This is a genomic window from Nitrospirillum amazonense, assembly GCF_007828045.1.
GTDB lineage: Bacteria > Pseudomonadota > Alphaproteobacteria > Azospirillales > Azospirillaceae > Nitrospirillum > Nitrospirillum amazonense_C.
Genome location: NZ_VITN01000002.1, coordinates 258,442 through 271,929 on the forward strand (window position 1 = coordinate 258,442; position 13,488 = coordinate 271,929).

At 66.3% G+C, this 13,488-nt stretch carries 16 protein-coding genes; 8 read left to right on the forward strand and 8 right to left on the reverse strand.

Going from position 1 to position 13,488, the window contains the following annotated elements; genetic code table 11:
• Positions 1 to 3: 3 nt before the first annotated feature.
• The 3 genes from FBZ89_RS03620 (at position 4) to FBZ89_RS03630 (ending at position 3,191) form a co-directional block, all read left to right on the forward strand.
• The gene (locus tag FBZ89_RS03620) at positions 4 to 2,070 is read left to right on the forward strand and encodes a UvrD-helicase domain-containing protein (protein ID WP_145748669.1); all 2,067 of its coding nucleotides are present in this window, start codon (positions 4 to 6) and stop codon (positions 2,068 to 2,070) included.
• 198 nt (positions 2,071 to 2,268) lie between these two features.
• Positions 2,269 to 2,913, forward strand: a complete 645-nt coding sequence (locus FBZ89_RS03625; RefSeq protein WP_145748670.1) for a hypothetical protein — start codon at positions 2,269 to 2,271, stop codon at positions 2,911 to 2,913.
• Positions 2,910 to 3,191, forward strand: coding sequence for a hypothetical protein (locus tag FBZ89_RS03630; RefSeq protein WP_145748671.1), 282 nt, complete (start codon positions 2,910 to 2,912; stop codon positions 3,189 to 3,191). The genes FBZ89_RS03625 and FBZ89_RS03630 overlap by 4 nt, the downstream gene beginning before the upstream one ends.
• 27 nt (positions 3,192 to 3,218) lie before the next feature.
• On the opposite strand, the gene FBZ89_RS03635 is transcribed toward FBZ89_RS03630, so the two are convergent.
• The 3 genes from FBZ89_RS03635 to FBZ89_RS03640 all read right to left on the reverse strand — a co-directional run bounded on the left by FBZ89_RS03635 (position 3,219) and on the right by FBZ89_RS03640 (position 4,472).
• A complete protein-coding gene (locus FBZ89_RS03635) occupies positions 3,219 to 3,650 on the reverse strand; it encodes a DUF2285 domain-containing protein (RefSeq protein WP_186457175.1) in 432 nt (143 codons plus the stop codon).
• A gap of 31 nt (positions 3,651 to 3,681) precedes the next feature.
• On the reverse strand, positions 3,682 to 3,987 hold the full coding sequence (locus tag FBZ89_RS32020; RefSeq protein ID WP_425465950.1) for a transcriptional regulator domain-containing protein: 306 nt from the start codon (positions 3,985 to 3,987) through the stop codon (positions 3,682 to 3,684).
• 194 nt (positions 3,988 to 4,181) lie between these two features.
• Entirely contained in the window at positions 4,182 to 4,472 is a 291-nt protein-coding gene (locus FBZ89_RS03640) for a hypothetical protein (RefSeq protein WP_145748673.1), read from the reverse strand.
• A gap of 170 nt (positions 4,473 to 4,642) precedes the next feature.
• Between FBZ89_RS03640 and FBZ89_RS03645 the strand changes: the two genes are divergently transcribed.
• Complete coding sequence (locus FBZ89_RS03645) at positions 4,643 to 4,870, forward strand: helix-turn-helix domain-containing protein (protein WP_145748674.1); 228 nt, start codon at positions 4,643 to 4,645, stop codon at positions 4,868 to 4,870.
• Between the two features lie 100 nt (positions 4,871 to 4,970).
• Here the strand turns inward: FBZ89_RS03645 and FBZ89_RS03650 are convergent, their stop codons facing one another.
• Together FBZ89_RS03650 and FBZ89_RS03655 are read right to left on the reverse strand one after the other, a co-directional pair.
• The gene (locus FBZ89_RS03650; protein ID WP_145748675.1) at positions 4,971 to 6,173 is read right to left on the reverse strand and encodes a DUF932 domain-containing protein; all 1,203 of its coding nucleotides are present in this window, start codon (positions 6,171 to 6,173) and stop codon (positions 4,971 to 4,973) included.
• Between the two features lie 389 nt (positions 6,174 to 6,562).
• Complete coding sequence (locus FBZ89_RS03655) at positions 6,563 to 6,880, reverse strand: DUF736 domain-containing protein (protein WP_040849696.1); 318 nt, start codon at positions 6,878 to 6,880, stop codon at positions 6,563 to 6,565.
• A gap of 403 nt (positions 6,881 to 7,283) precedes the next feature.
• On the opposite strand from FBZ89_RS03655, the gene FBZ89_RS03660 reads away from it, so the two are divergent.
• Both FBZ89_RS03660 and FBZ89_RS03665 read left to right on the forward strand, forming a co-directional pair.
• A complete protein-coding gene (locus tag FBZ89_RS03660; protein WP_145748676.1) occupies positions 7,284 to 7,844 on the forward strand; it encodes a DUF433 domain-containing protein in 561 nt (186 codons plus the stop codon).
• On the forward strand, positions 7,826 to 8,209 hold the full coding sequence (locus tag FBZ89_RS03665; RefSeq protein WP_186457176.1) for a DUF5615 family PIN-like protein: 384 nt from the start codon (positions 7,826 to 7,828) through the stop codon (positions 8,207 to 8,209). Before FBZ89_RS03660 ends, FBZ89_RS03665 begins: the two co-directional genes overlap by 19 nt.
• Here FBZ89_RS03665 and FBZ89_RS03670 read toward each other — a convergent pair.
• Complete coding sequence (locus tag FBZ89_RS03670; RefSeq protein ID WP_145748678.1) at positions 8,187 to 8,450, reverse strand: helix-turn-helix domain-containing protein; 264 nt, start codon at positions 8,448 to 8,450, stop codon at positions 8,187 to 8,189. The two genes, FBZ89_RS03665 and FBZ89_RS03670, sit on opposite strands and share 23 nt — an antisense overlap.
• Positions 8,451 to 8,572: 122 nt before the next feature.
• On the opposite strand from FBZ89_RS03670, the gene FBZ89_RS03675 reads away from it, so the two are divergent.
• Together FBZ89_RS03675 and FBZ89_RS03680 are read left to right on the forward strand one after the other, a co-directional pair.
• On the forward strand, positions 8,573 to 9,049 hold the full coding sequence (locus tag FBZ89_RS03675) for a hypothetical protein (protein WP_145748679.1): 477 nt from the start codon (positions 8,573 to 8,575) through the stop codon (positions 9,047 to 9,049).
• Positions 9,050 to 9,240: 191 nt separating this feature from the next.
• Entirely contained in the window at positions 9,241 to 9,702 is a 462-nt protein-coding gene (locus tag FBZ89_RS03680) for a Ros/MucR family transcriptional regulator (RefSeq protein ID WP_186457177.1), read from the forward strand.
• A gap of 45 nt (positions 9,703 to 9,747) precedes the next feature.
• On the opposite strand, the gene FBZ89_RS03685 is transcribed toward FBZ89_RS03680, so the two are convergent.
• Together FBZ89_RS03685 and FBZ89_RS03690 are read right to left on the reverse strand one after the other, a co-directional pair.
• Positions 9,748 to 11,658, reverse strand: a complete 1,911-nt coding sequence (locus tag FBZ89_RS03685; RefSeq protein WP_186457178.1) for a ParB/RepB/Spo0J family partition protein — start codon at positions 11,656 to 11,658, stop codon at positions 9,748 to 9,750.
• 440 nt (positions 11,659 to 12,098) lie between these two features.
• A complete protein-coding gene (locus FBZ89_RS03690) occupies positions 12,099 to 13,289 on the reverse strand; it encodes a tyrosine-type recombinase/integrase (protein ID WP_145748681.1) in 1,191 nt (396 codons plus the stop codon).
• Positions 13,290 to 13,488: the final 199 nt, after the last annotated feature.

Sequence of the window (13,488 nt, forward strand, 5' to 3'; positions counted from 1 at the left end):
GCCATGAACTTCCTGATCGCGGAGACCTTCACCACCTCCTTCAACCGGCTGTCCGGCCTGGACCAGAAGGCGGTGAAGGCCAGCGTCTTTGATCTGCAGATGGATCCGGCGGGCAACGGCCTGCAGTTGCACCGCATCGACAGGAGCAAGGATCCGAATTTCTGGTCGGCGCGCGTCAACCGTGACATCCGCCTGATCGTGCATAAGACAGGCGACAGCCTGCTGGTCGCCTATGTCGGCCATCACGACGATGCATACGCGTGGGCGGAGCGCCGCCGGATCGAGGCGCATCCGCGCACGGGCGTCGTCCAGATCGTCGAGGTGCGCGAGCGGGTGGAGGAGATGGCGCCACCACCGGCGTTCGACGTCGTCGTCCCGGGCCCCATGCCGACAAAGGGCGCCGACGCGCCCTCACCACCGGCGCTGTTCTCCGCGCTCAGCGAGGACGCGCTGCTGTCCATCGGCGTGCCGCCCGACTGGCTGGCCGACGTGCGCGCGGCGACGGAAGAGCGATTCTTCGCGCTGAGCACCCACTTGCCGGCCGAGGCGGCCGAAGCCCTGCTGGAATACGCCGCGACCGGCCGATTGACGCCGCCGGCACCGGCGATGGGAGTGCCCACCGCGTTCACGCATCCGGACGCCCTGCGCCGGATCAGGCCCATCGCCAACCAGGAGGAGTTGGAACAGGCGCTGACCTTCCCCTGGGAAAAATGGGGCGTGTTCCTGCACCCGTCCCAGCGCGCGCTGGTGGACCGCCCCTTCACCGGGCCGGCGCGGGTGGCGGGATCGGCGGGAACGGGCAAGACCATCGTCGCCATTCATCGGGCCGTGAGGCTGGCGCGTGAACACCCCAACGCCCGGGTGTTGCTAACCAGCTTTTCCGAGCCCCTGGCGGCGGCACTGGCGAAGAAGGTGCTGGTCCTGGCGCCTGAAACCGGCGGCGTGGTCCCCCGGATCACTACGGGGTCGTTCCAGCGCATCGCCGAACAATTGTTCCAGTTGGAGCATGGCGTGCGTCCCCGCATCGCCACCGAGGTGGTGCTGCGCGACCGTCTGCGGGCGGCGGCGGACTCAACCGGCCTCAAGGGCTTTTCCGAGCGCTTCCTCCTGTCGGAATGGACGCATGTGATCGACGCCTGGGGCCTGACCTCACTCGACGCCTATTCGGCGGTTCCGCGCATGGGGCGCAAAAGCCGCCTTGGCCCCAACCAGCGGGCCCGCCTGTGGCCCGTGTTCCAGGCCATGCGTGACGCACTGGCGGCCGAACGCTACACCACCTGGGCCAGCGTCTTTTCCGGCCTGGCGGAGGCGTTGGCGGGCCGCCCCACCAAGCCGTTCGACCATGTCATCATCGACGAGGCGCAGGACCTCGCCCCGGCGGAGCTTCGCTTCTTCGCCGCCCTCGCACCCGCGGCGCAGGACGGCCTGTTCCTGTCGGGCGACGTGGGGCAGCGTATTTTCCAGCATCCCTTTTCGTGGGCGGGTTTGGGCGTGGAGGTGCGGGGGCGGTCGCATACCCTCAAGGTCTGTTACCGCACCTCGCAGCAGATTCGGCGCGCCGCTGACAAACTGCTGCCCACCGTGCTGCGCGACGCCGATGGCTTGGAGGATGAACGGCGCGGGATCATCTCGGTTTTCGACGGCCCCGCACCAGAGGTCAGGTCGTTCGACACGGCCGCGGCAGAGGCCGAGGCGGTTCGCAAGACCGTTGAGACTTGGCTCAAGGAGGGGATCGCCCCCCGTGAGATCGGCATGTTCGCCCGGACACCGCACCTCGTCACGCGCGCACGAACCGCCATCACCGGTATTCCTGGCGATGCCGAGATAACCACCGCCCCCATGAGCCTGGCCAAGGGGCTGGAGTTTCGCGCCGTCGTCGTGATGGCCTGTGATGAGGGGGCTTTGCCACTCGATGAACGCGTGGCCGACGCCGCCGACGAGGCGGAACTCGACGACATCTACGAAACCGAGCGCCGCTTGCTCTATGTCGCCTGCACCCGCGCGCGGGAGCACCTGCTGCTGACAGGGGTGATGCCCACATCTGAATATCTCGCGGACTTCACTTCGTAGAGAGAAGGCTTTCGCAAACACTTGGACGGGGCAACGCAGGGCGGCGCGGGACGACCTGCCCGTAAGGGGGAGACGCCGGCCAAGCGCCTCATGCCTTCGGCAGAGGGCCGCATGGGCAGCTTGCCGATACACGGGCGGCGCGTATTTGATTACGCGGGACAACGGTCCCGCCAATCGGTTCAGCCGAGGAGCGCGAAGATGGCGGAAACCCTGACCGTGAGCCACCGCTGGCTCCGGGACGATGCCATGGCCTTGCTTTTGAGCGAGGCCTGCTGTGACTTTGCCATGCTCAACCAGACGCCCGATCCGCAGAAGGCCCGCGCGCTGGTGGCGGGCCTCTGCCTCATCCGCATGAGCGACAATTTCCGTTTCGCGTTCGAGAAGGAACTGGACACCTTGCGGCACACCCCCGGCTGGGGGCCGTTCTATTCCTGGATGATCATGACCAAGTTCCAGGTGTCGGAGAATCCGGACGAATACCCGTTCTCCCTCACCGACCGGGAATTCGATTACTACGCCACCAAGGAATTCAGCGGCAAAATCGGCGACGTCCAGGGCATTTACAAACCGCCCAACTTCTATACCGCCTTGGGCCAGGACGTCGCTTCTTTCTTCTTTGGTGTGGCCGTAGGTATGGCCGCTACAGCTTTCATCCCGGAGGTTGCAGGCGCAGCGGCTTTCGGTGGAGCCGCTTTCGGAACAACCGCTGCGCGAGCGGCGGTCAGCAGTTTGGCAGGCGGCGTCACCAGCCGCCTCATGCCAGGCAACTCCTGGGCGGCCGCACGGGCGGGACGGCTGTGGCCTCGTTACCTCGCGGAATATAATCGACGGATGTTGCGATGAGCGTCTTGGCTTTCCGCAGCTGGGTTGCCCGCTATGGCCGCTGGTGGATATTAGCTGGAGTGTTCCTGGGCTTCTTCGCGCAAGGCGACAAGCGATATGATTACGCCACTCTCGGGATGGTCATTGCCTCGATAGGCGCGTGGGGCCTTCTACTGCATGCCGACATGCCCGGAAAATCCTTCGGCTATCGCCGGCCGTTCCTGACTATTTTTCTGCGGCTGACGATGGCACTCACTGTGCTCAGTATTTGCCTGTTCTACGCGGTACAGATGCCGTGACGGAAGTCGCGGCCCATTCCCATCCCGTCAGCGCCTTAATAGGGCACGATAGCCGCCATTGGCCAAGCGGCCTCCCGTCGCCAGCAATCTCCGCACCTGGGCCCTCATCGGACTGTCGGACCAATCCACGGGCACCGCTCCCCACAATGCCGCCGCCACCTCCCGGCCGGATGCCCCGGCGGCGGCCAGGTCCAGCGCCCAGAGCATGAAGGTGGATTCCAGCGTGCGGCCGGTCGGCCTGGGAGCCCGCATAGGCGGTGCCCGGGTGACGCGCGGGTTCTGGGCATAGCGCCAGAATGCCAGCGTTGAGGCCAATCGCTGGGGATGCCAGGCGTCGAACAGAGGCTGCGCCGCCAAGGGCGCGCGGACGGCAGGCGGGGCGGGGCCTGGCAGCAGCAGGTGGTGCGCCAGCCCCGGGCGGGGCGAGACGATCAACTGATAGCCATCGGGGGTCAGCAAGGCAGCCTGGCGTCCGCCCCATCGATCCGGGTCAAAGTGGATCAAGCACCCGGCGGCCAGGGGGGCCGGGGTCAACCGCACCAGACGAACCAGAACGTCGGCGCGCCAGAACACGAACGCTTCCCGGGCTGTCAGGGCGGGGTCGGCCAGGACTTCGCAGCCCCCAGCGGGCGCCGCGGTCAAACGGGATCACGGTCGCGGGCTCCGCCCTTTCAGCCTTGTGGTCCGCCTGGTAGGCAGCCGAACGGCGCAGGAATTCCCAGGCGAGCCCGTCATCGTCCAGGCCCTCGATATAGCGGTAGTCGGCGTCGAGGCGTTCTCGCTTAAACGGGCGCATGGCCCTCTCCGTGCATCGTTAGCGCGGATCAGTGAAGGCACCTTCCCCAACAAACAATGCCCAGCACGAAGCGTCGTGTCTAGGTCGACGGGCGTAGGTCCCACGGGGTCGAATTGGGACGCGTTTGATCTGAAGGGGCTCCCCCTGCCCCGAAAGGCGTAGAGCCGTGGATCCGTAAAAACGGCTCCACGGATTTACTCCACCCGGCGGTCCCGCGCGCTTTTTTGCAGTTGCTCGTGTCCATGCTCGGCCATCCAGCGGGCCCGAGCCAGGTGGCTGTCGTAAGCGCGCAGGGCTTTGGCCCGGTCCCCTTGGGGATTGATTTGCAAGACTTCCCGGATGATGTCGTCGACGGCCCTGCCATCCCGCACCGCGTCCAGCAGCATCAGGTAAGTCGCAAAATGCTTACGGTCGTAGTCGGTGATCGTGGTGTCGCTCGGCGCCAGGTCGGCCACCGGCCCTGGGTTGACGGGGGATCGGGTCACGGATTGGGGCCCCTTGCTGATGGGACAGGTGGTCCTGCTTCTCCGCTGGAAGTATGCCATGGGCGCCCCCGCCCGGCGAAGGGGCGTTCGGGGGACGAACAAATCCAGATGCCATGCCCGCGCATTATAGTACGTCGCATTAGAATACGCGATCCTGCTCCATCCTGGGGATGGACATCCGACGGCTCTTTGGGGCGAACCTGCGCCGCCTGCGAGATCGCGCCGGCCTCAGTCAGGAGGCCGTGGCGGCGCGCATGGGCGTGGACCGGGCCCATGTCAGCCTGATGGAACGCGGTCAGCAGAACGTCACCTTGACCACGCTGTGGGCGGTTTGTGAGGCCTTGCAGGTTCGGCCTGTCGAATTTTTTGACGAAAGCGTGGGTGACCCCGGGCCTTGATCCCGCGCCGGCCCCGCCGGCGCGAAAATTTTGCGCCAGCCCGACGGATCCAGGCTTTTGAGGGTTGGGGCCGGCATTACACCGGCCCCCTGTTCTCCCCCTACGCGGCCACCCGGTCCATCAAGCGCTTGGCCTTCTGCTCCAGGTCTAGGCGGGCGTCCTGGTGGCCCTTGGCGCGGGCCACGGCGGTAATACCTTGGATGAAGTCGAACACGCTTTCCGGCGGCTTGCCCTCCTCCCGCAAGACAGTTTCGATGACGCGGGCGGCATCCTGGCGGCCCAGGCCGGCGCGGCGGCTGAGGAAGTCCGTGCGCTCCTCATCCTTGATGGCGACGATGGTGTCGCGGGCGGCCTTGATGCCGGCAATGAAGCCGGCGGGGCTGCTGGCGGCGAAGCGCTCCAGTGCCGGGGCCGCCTGGTGGGCGAAGCGGCCGGCGGCGTACTTGCTGTGGCGGATGGTGATCTCCTCCAAGCCCTCCACGCCCCAGAGATTGCGGTTCTGGCAGACGCCCCGCAGGAAGAAAGAGGCGATGCCCAGCGTCTTGCTGCCCACCTCCGAATTCCAGCAATAGAAGCCCCGGAAATACAGATCAGGCGCTCCATCGGCCAAACGCCCGGCCTCGATGGGATGGGTATCGTCCACCAAGAACAGGAAGACGTCGCGGTCGCTGGCGTACAGCGTGGTGGTCTCCGCGCTGATGTCGATGTGGGGGTTGTGGGTCATGGTGGACCAGTCCAGCGTCCCCGGCACCTTCCACCGGGTGTCGCCCGTGCCGTTGCCGGCGATGGCGCGCACGGCGGCCACCAGTTCATGGTCGTGGATGCGGCCATAATCCGGCCCGGTCACCGCCCGCAGTTCAAGCCGGCCGTCCTCCGTTTCCAGGGTCTTGACCTGTTCGGCCCGATGATGGGTCAGGCCATATTGCAGGTTGATGCCGGCCAGGGGGGCCGGCAGTTGCCGCAAATAGCCGGCGGGAGCGCCCACAAGGCCGGCCAGTTGGCCAAAACTCCAGTGCGTCGGCGCCACGGCCGCCCCTTCCCCTGGCAGGTGCAAGGCCAGGCTGTCCGGGTCGTCGCGGTGGGCCTCCACCAGGATATGCCGGCTCTCCACCGTGCGGGTGCGTGAGCGGTCGGCACGGTCGCGCACTGCGTCATAGAGGTCGGCCAAGCTGAGATAGCGCTCGTCCGCCGGGCGCGAGAACCATTCCGATGAAACGCGGCCAACCCGCCGGCCGCGCGTCACGTCCACCTTGAAGGGGGCGGCTACCGGATCGGCATCGAGGGTTTGGGTCACCAGGCTCATGATCTGTCTCCTTGCAGGTAAGATGACGAGGGGAAGCAGCGGCTGCTGCTTCCCGGAGGCGGGTGACCGCGCGGGTGGGTGGGGGCGAATGCGGCATGGCCCGGCCGGGTTTGCGGGGAACGGGTGGGCCTCGGCCCGCCCAGGGCACCGCGGCCCTGCCGGGCGCCAGGCGGCATTCGCGGGGAGGGAGGGCCCAGGGCCCGCCCTCCCACCAACGGCCCCGCGACCGCCGTGGCGGCGCGGGGCTGAACGGATCGAGCCGGAGTTCCGGCTCTCCGCAAACCCTGCCCTCCGGATTTGCTGAAACCTGGATTTGCGCCGAAGCGGCTTTGCGGAAAAGAAAAGGCGCCCCGCCGGGGTGGACGGGGCGCCGCTGGTGGGATCAGCGGTCAGTTGCCGTTGCGGCGGGACCAGATAAGGCTGTAGCCCTTGCCGTCGTCCATCTCCACCAGGCTGGCGTAGATGGGCTGGGCGAAGCTGGGATCGTCCAGCTTGAGGGAGAGGTAGGGGCGGCCCGTGTCCTGGGCGGTCTTCTTCCAGGCGGCGCCGATCTCGGCGGAGCCCGCGTAGACGCGGAAGTCGGGGGCGTTGTCCTTGGCCTTGTCGGCTTCGGCGGTGATGCGGGCCTTGGCGTTGACAGAAAGGGTGCGGACGGAGCCCGTGTAGTTGCCGTTCTCGTCCTTGGTGAAGGTGCCGATGGTCGCCATGATGTCGTCTCCTGGGATGGTCCGGGGCCGCCCGTCGCGGCCTCGATGGTGATCCGACCGGCCGAGGGGGAAGCGCCCGCACCGCCCTGGCGGCCGCAGCGACAGCGAAGGACGGCTGGCGCGGCGTTTTATTGGTGCGCGAGGAGGCGCCGTCCAGCGGCGCCGGGGAATAAAACGCCGCGCCAGCCGTTGCGGGACGGAGCGTCCCCTTCGGCCAGGGTCACCTGACGAGAGGCCGTGACGGGCGCCCCTGGCACCGTGTTCCCGGAGACGCTGGCGGCCTCCGCCACCTTTGCCAAGGTGCCACGATGGCACTGCTGCCCCGTCTCCCTACCCTCTTCGGCTAAGTCCCTTGCCGCTTGCGGGCGCAAGGCCTAAATTGATGCCCACGAGGACACGAATTATGCCGCTGCCCAGCTACAGCCCCCAAGAGACCGCCGCCATCACCGGCGCGCCGCTGGCCGCCATCCAGCGGGCGATCACCCGCCAGGCCATCCCCGCCCGCGCCTTGGGCAAGACCGGCCGGCGGCGGCTCAATGAGACGGCGCTGCTGGCCTTCGCCCTGCTGGAGGCCCTGCCGGCGGAGGTGCGCCTGTCCCCGGCGACGGTCTACAACCTGTTGCGGGAAGACCCGCAGCGGCGCGACGTGGTGCTGGGCGAGGTCGTCCGCATCGACACCGCCAAGGCCTTGGAAGGCACACGCCGGCGCCTGGCGCTGTATGACCGGGCGGCGGACGTCATCGTCAAGGACCCCGCCATCCTGGGCGGCGCCCCGGTGATCAAGGGGACCCGCATCACCGCCCAATCCATTTTGGGCCGGTTGGAGGCCGGGGACGATGCCGACAGCATCCTGGAAGACTATCCCGCCCTGGACCGCGATACGCTGGAGGTGGCGGCCCTGTATGCCAAGGCCAACCCCTTGCGGGGCCGACCGAGCGGCAAGCTGTGGCCCCGCGCTTCCTGATCGATGAGAACCTGTCGCCCCAGGTGGCCCGCCATCTGCGGGACACCCTGGGATATGACGCCGCCCATGTGAACGAGGTGGGCTTGAGCGGCCAGCCGGACGACACGGTGCTGACCTGGGCCCTGGAGCGCCAGCACATCGTGGTTACCAGCAACGCCGACGACTTCCGCCGCCTGGGCCGGGCCAGCCCTGGCCATCCGGGGCTTGCCATTCTGCTGGACGCCGTGGGCCGCCAGCAGCAGGTGGCGCTGACTGTCATCCTCGCGGAAGCGGTGGAGGCCCGCCTTCAGGCCGGGGAACCCGCCGCCGGGCAGTTGTTCGAGGTGGACCGGGCCGGAGCGGTCAGGGTGTTTCCTCTGCCCTGACCGGCAACAGATCGGACGTCAGTTGCACGCCCTCGCCCAAGCCGTGGCCAGCAGGGATGAAGATGATGCCGGCTTGGGTCAACGTCCGCTCCAAGGCTTCAACCGTGGCGGCATGACTGGTCACCTCGTTGCGTTCCAGCCGGGCCACGGCTTTGACGGATAGCAGCGCCTTGTCAGCCAGCATCTGTTGCGACCAGCCGAGAAGTGCGCGGGCGGCCCGGATTTGACGGAGCGAGATCATGGCTCCGATCAAAGCAAAGCCAGTGACGGCCCGGGCAATAAGGGCTATTTTAGCCCTTATTGCTGAGCGAGGGGGCGCGGACCATGCCATTATCCGCCTATACCGATCCAATGGTTTTCGCCATGGCGACAGCCCAGGCCCCCCAGGTGCGGGGAATCCGCCACGCCGGGCATTTCAACCTGCTGGTCTCCTGGATGCGGGCGCGCGTGGACGACGGCTATCCCGCTTGGTCAACCGTGCGAGAGCGCGTCCAAGCCCCCTATCGCGATTTTCTGGTGGTGGCGGACCTGCACGTCACCCCACCCCGCTGGCATGATGTCGGCTGGAGCGCCGGCAACCTGCTGGCCAGCCGCTTTGACATCAGCGCCAGCCTGCCCGGCGCCCCCGCCTATCACGCCGGCAAGATGGCGGTCGCCACCTATGATGAAATCCCCAGCCGGCAAGAGGTCTTGGGCCTGTTGGCTCTGCCAGTTCTTTATATCCGGCAGGAAAAGCCGATTTCCGTGATGGGTTTCTTCATGCTGGCGCCAAAAGCGGAGCGTTCGAATTCCACTCCTTGGCGCGGAGGGGAGCAGGCACGGCATCATCGGCTGCACTGAGAAAATCCATTTTATTTTCATCGCAGAAACGCTCATTTCCGGCGCGTGCCTGGCTCCGATCCCGTGAATACCGAGTATGGATATCATTTAATTATATAGGGGCTATTCCTGCGCCTTGATTTGCAGGATCATGGACTTACTTCAGCATGGTGCCTCTGCTCGTGCCGAACCCGAATGGCGATGGAATACAAATGTCCGACTCGACCCTGAACCTGGCCACCACTATCGTGGCCGCCTATGTCTCCCACAACCGCGTGGATGTGGCGGACCTGCCGTCCCTGCTGAAGGCCACCTACGACAAGCTGGCGACCCTGGAAAACCCGCCGGCGGTGGCTGCCACGCCGGAGCCGTTGACGCCCGCCGTTCCGGTGCGCCGCTCGGTGACGCCCGACTACATCGTCTGCCTGGAAGACGGCAAGAAGCTGAAGATGCTGAAGCGCCACTTGCGCACGGCCTACAACCTGACGCCGGACGAGTATCGCGCCAAGTGGGGCCTGCCCTCGGATTATCCCATGGTGGCGCCCAATTACGCCGAGCGCCGGTCGGGTTTGGCCAAGGCCAATGGCTTGGGCACCCGTGCCCAGCGCGACACGGTGGCCGCCCCGACTGCGGAACCGGTCAAGAGGAAGCGCGCCGCCAAGAAAGCGGCGTAAGGCCGGCGGGGCCGGTCATCCCGGCCCCGCCTTCCCGACACCTCGTTACTCCGCCGCCTGATCCAACGCCGGCGCCGGCTCACGCCGTACCGTGCGCAACAGGGCGGGCAGCCAGGGCTTGCCGGCCAGCAGGCGTTCAGCCTGCTCCGCCATCTCCCCCTTCTTCAAGCCGCTGATCGCCTCAGCGTCGCGCGCCGATACGCCCTCGCCCACCGCTTCCACGATACGGGCCTTAGTGACCCGTCCCAGATAGCTGTCGACCGTGGCGGACCAATGCCGGGTCATGTCCAGGTCCAGGACGGTGGCCAGGGCATCGGCATGCGCCAGGCGGCGCGGGTCATGGCTCCAGGGCGCCTGCACGCCATGGACCAGGGTAGCCACGCAGAACGCCAGCAGTCGGGCCAGGACGGCGGTTTCCTGCGCCAGCACCCAGGCCCAAAGCTCATCCGGCGAGGACGGCAATTGCCGGGCCCAGTCGTCATGGCGACTGGCGACGGCACGGGCGGCGGAACCGTCCGCAACCGGATTGATGAAGACCACGGGCGCCGTCTCCAGCCGCAGGCAGCTTTGCGGCAGGTAGCCGCCACCATGGAATAGGGGCAGCGCCAAGGCATGCACCACTGCGGCCAAAGCGACGTCGGGCCGGTCCATCAGCGCCGCCTGGAGCCCGGCGGTGCGATGGGTGGTCAGTTCCTCCACCAGACGCTCCGACAGCGGCGTTAAGCCATCCGTTTCCTCCTCGGCGGCTGCACTGATCACCTCGGGCTCGTCCTGCGCGACCGGAAGCGAGATTGGTTCCGGAATGGGCTCGGGCGGCGCCTCATCCTCCGGCCGAATAAAGCCGCGCTCCACCCGAAGCGCGCCATCGGCCCCCAGGCAGACAAAGGCGCCACCCCGCGCGATGTCATCGGGATCATAGGCCTCGCGGTCACGCAGCGCGGCGATACGGGCCTCCAGGTCCTGAAAGGCGGTGTCGGCCTCAGGGGACGCATCGCCCTCCAGACGGTTGGACAGCGCCTCATAATCCCGCTCCAGCGCGTCCAGGGCGGCCTGTTCGTTGGCGTCGAGCGGTGCGGGCACAGGATAGGCACGGCGTAGGCCGGCGGCCAGGCCATAGGCGAATTCCGGATGGACGGCCACCCACTTCCACCCCTCGGCGCGCACGGTAACGGCGTCGGCCTCCAGCTTCTCGGCCACCAGCCGGTCCAGCAACGGCACATCCTCCAGGTAGACGCCCTGGTCATCAGCGCTGAACAGATCGCGCAACACAGGGCCGCCCGCCGCCTCATAGGCGGCGATGCCGACGAAACGAACGCGCCGGTCGGTGGCGGGGACATGGGCCTGGGTCAGCAGGCGTCGGATGGTGTCGGCTGATTTGTTCCAAGTCAGGTCGCCCCAAACCTGTTCCTGGCGGGCGTGGTCGTCGGTCAGGGCGAAGGCCGTCAACTGCTCCAGCGTCATCAGCCCCTCGCGGTACTGCGCCATCAACCGGGGGGAAACGGCGCCCAGCTTGAGGCGCTGCTTCACCGTCCGCTCTGCTACCCCGAAGCGGGCCGCGATCTCCAGGGCCGGCAAACCCTCGGCGGCATGCAAGTGATGGAAGGCCTCGAATTGGTCAGCCGGGTGGGGCGGAACGTAGCTGTTCTCGGCCAGGCTGACCTCCAGGGCGTTGGCTGTCCCCAGCAGGGCGCAGGGGACGGGGGCCGCCTTGGGCAGGCGCTTGCGCTGGGCCAGGAGCTTGAGCGCCGCCAGCCGGCGCCCACCGGCCACCACCTCATAGCGGCCCGTCTCCCGCCCGTGGCCGTCGAGGACAGGCCGGACGGTGAGGTTTTGCAGCAGGCCGTGGGCGGCGATGCTGGCCGCCAGTTCCTCCAGCCCGCTATCGCGGGCGGTCTTGCGCATGTTGGCGTCCGACGCGCTGAGCTTGGACAAAGGCAGGGTCAAGAGCTCTCCCATGATCGTCTCCATCGGTAAAATCCCGCCGGGAAGCACCCGTGCGTGCTTCCCGGAGGCGGGCGACCGCGCGGGGGGAGAGGGGGGCGAGCGCCGGCGCGCCCGGCCGGGGTGCCAGGACGGGCGGGACCGTCGCGGCACCCGTGATCATGACCATGACGCCGGGCCTGCGCGGCCGCGGCCCTGCCGGTCGGCGCTCGGCACTCGCGGGGGAGAGGGGGCGAAGGGACCCCTTTCCCCATTTATGGATTTGCATGAGTAGAAGTGATCGGCGCCGGCCATGCCGTTATGGCTGCCTCTACCGATAGCGATGTCACCTTCAATACCATCAGCACAAGCCGGCGCGTACCCATCGACATCGACGGCCAAGCCCTGGTGAAAATGCGCCTTGCAACCAGCTCGGATGCGCCACCGGTCTAAGTCGGCCAAGCAATCAATCGCTGTCAATGATGCGAGGCCCGTAATTCCTCAAGGTAATCCGCCCACCATTGCATCATCTTCACACGATCCTGCCAGTGCTCACCGCGAGCATATGCCCGCCGAATCTCATTGGCTTCTACATGGGCAAGCTGCCGCTCGATGGCGTCAGGGTGCCATTTCCCACATTCATTCAGAAGGCTGGACGCGGTAGCCCGAAAGCCATGGGCTGTCGCCTCGTTCTTACCATAGCCGAGTCGACGTAAAGCCGCGTTGAGGGTGTTATCGGAAATCGGCCGCTTAGGGGTCCTGACACCCGGAAAGATCAGGGTGCCTCGGCCCGTAATGTCACGCAGTCCCTGAAGTCTCTCAAGCGCCTGCCTGGAAAGAGGGCTGTGATGGGGGCGCCGCATCTTCATGCGTCCAGGCGGAATGGTCCAGACAGCCTTGTCAAAATCAAATTCCGACCACTCCGCGGCGCGCAATTCCCCGGGGCGAGGAAACAACAGTGCCATCAACTGCAGCGCCACCCGCGTAACCAGCTGGCCATCAAATGCGTCAATGGCGCGCAACATGGCCCCAAATGCCTTCGGATCGGTAATGGCAGCACGCGGCGTAATGATGGGCGTGGTGAGTGCGCCCCTCAGAGCAAAGGTGGGGTCGTTCTGTGCACGGGCTGTAGCAATCGCATAGCGGAATACGCTCCCGATAGTGGACCGCAGACGGCGGGCCGTTTCGTACCGTCCGCGAATCTCCGCTTCCCTCAGCACACGTAGGACGGGCGGCGCGTCAATCTCTTTAATCGATCGTGTTCCCAGGGTCGGGTAGGCGAAGGAGAGGAGCCATTCGATCTTGGTGATCGTCGCAGGGGCCCGCTCTTCTCGTTTCAGCTTGGCAACGTACTCCTCCGCAATGGCGCGGAAACTGTCGCCCGAGCCGTATTGCAGTAGTTTCCGCTGCTTCTTGTCTTCCGACGGATCAATCCCGGCCAGCAAAAGCTTCTTCGCAGCGTCGCGCGCTTCCCGCGCCGCCGCCAAGGTAATGAGGGGGTAGGTGCCAAGAGCGAGAAGCTTCTGCTTGCCACCAAAACGATAGGCCAGTCGCCACAAGCGGGCACCGGTTGGCTGCACCCAAAACTGTAGCCCCTCGCCATCCGAAAACTTCTGCAATTTGTCAGTCGGCCGGGCATTCCGGCACTTCATGTCGCTCAACGCCATGATCCGGTCCTCCTGTTGGTATAGGATACCAACAGGCTTCATCGATACCAACCGAGATACCAACAGACGGCTTTGAGGGCGCGGGTATCCTAGGAATACGCCCAGCCACTCCGGGCCACGATATTCCACAAAATACCCGATATATCAGAAAGGCTTAGATCGTACTGCGGCGTATTATCGGCGGCTCGCGGAAACGATT

What these genes read in the sequence shown, in the direction of transcription:
- FBZ89_RS03620 (WP_145748669.1), top strand. Translation starts at nt 4, where the DNA reads ATGAACTTCCTGATCGCGGAGACCTTCACCACCTCCTTCAACCGGCTG.
- FBZ89_RS03625 (WP_145748670.1), top strand. Translation starts at nt 2,269, where the DNA reads ATGGCGGAAACCCTGACCGTGAGCCACCGCTGGCTCCGGGACGATGCC.
- FBZ89_RS03630 (WP_145748671.1), top strand. Translation starts at nt 2,910, where the DNA reads ATGAGCGTCTTGGCTTTCCGCAGCTGGGTTGCCCGCTATGGCCGCTGG.
- FBZ89_RS32020 (WP_425465950.1), bottom strand. Translation starts at nt 3,987, where the DNA reads ATGCGCCCGTTTAAGCGAGAACGCCTCGACGCCGACTACCGCTATATC.
- FBZ89_RS03645 (WP_145748674.1), top strand. Translation starts at nt 4,643, where the DNA reads ATGGACATCCGACGGCTCTTTGGGGCGAACCTGCGCCGCCTGCGAGAT.
- FBZ89_RS03650 (WP_145748675.1), bottom strand. Translation starts at nt 6,173, where the DNA reads ATGAGCCTGGTGACCCAAACCCTCGATGCCGATCCGGTAGCCGCCCCC.
- FBZ89_RS03655 (WP_040849696.1), bottom strand. Translation starts at nt 6,880, where the DNA reads ATGGCGACCATCGGCACCTTCACCAAGGACGAGAACGGCAACTACACG.
- FBZ89_RS03660 (WP_145748676.1), top strand. Translation starts at nt 7,284, where the DNA reads ATGCCGCTGCCCAGCTACAGCCCCCAAGAGACCGCCGCCATCACCGGC.
- FBZ89_RS03670 (WP_145748678.1), bottom strand. Translation starts at nt 8,450, where the DNA reads ATGATCTCGCTCCGTCAAATCCGGGCCGCCCGCGCACTTCTCGGCTGG.
- FBZ89_RS03675 (WP_145748679.1), top strand. Translation starts at nt 8,573, where the DNA reads ATGGCGACAGCCCAGGCCCCCCAGGTGCGGGGAATCCGCCACGCCGGG.
- FBZ89_RS03680 (WP_186457177.1), top strand. Translation starts at nt 9,241, where the DNA reads ATGTCCGACTCGACCCTGAACCTGGCCACCACTATCGTGGCCGCCTAT.
- FBZ89_RS03685 (WP_186457178.1), bottom strand. Translation starts at nt 11,658, where the DNA reads ATGGGAGAGCTCTTGACCCTGCCTTTGTCCAAGCTCAGCGCGTCGGAC.
- FBZ89_RS03690 (WP_145748681.1), bottom strand. Translation starts at nt 13,289, where the DNA reads ATGGCGTTGAGCGACATGAAGTGCCGGAATGCCCGGCCGACTGACAAA.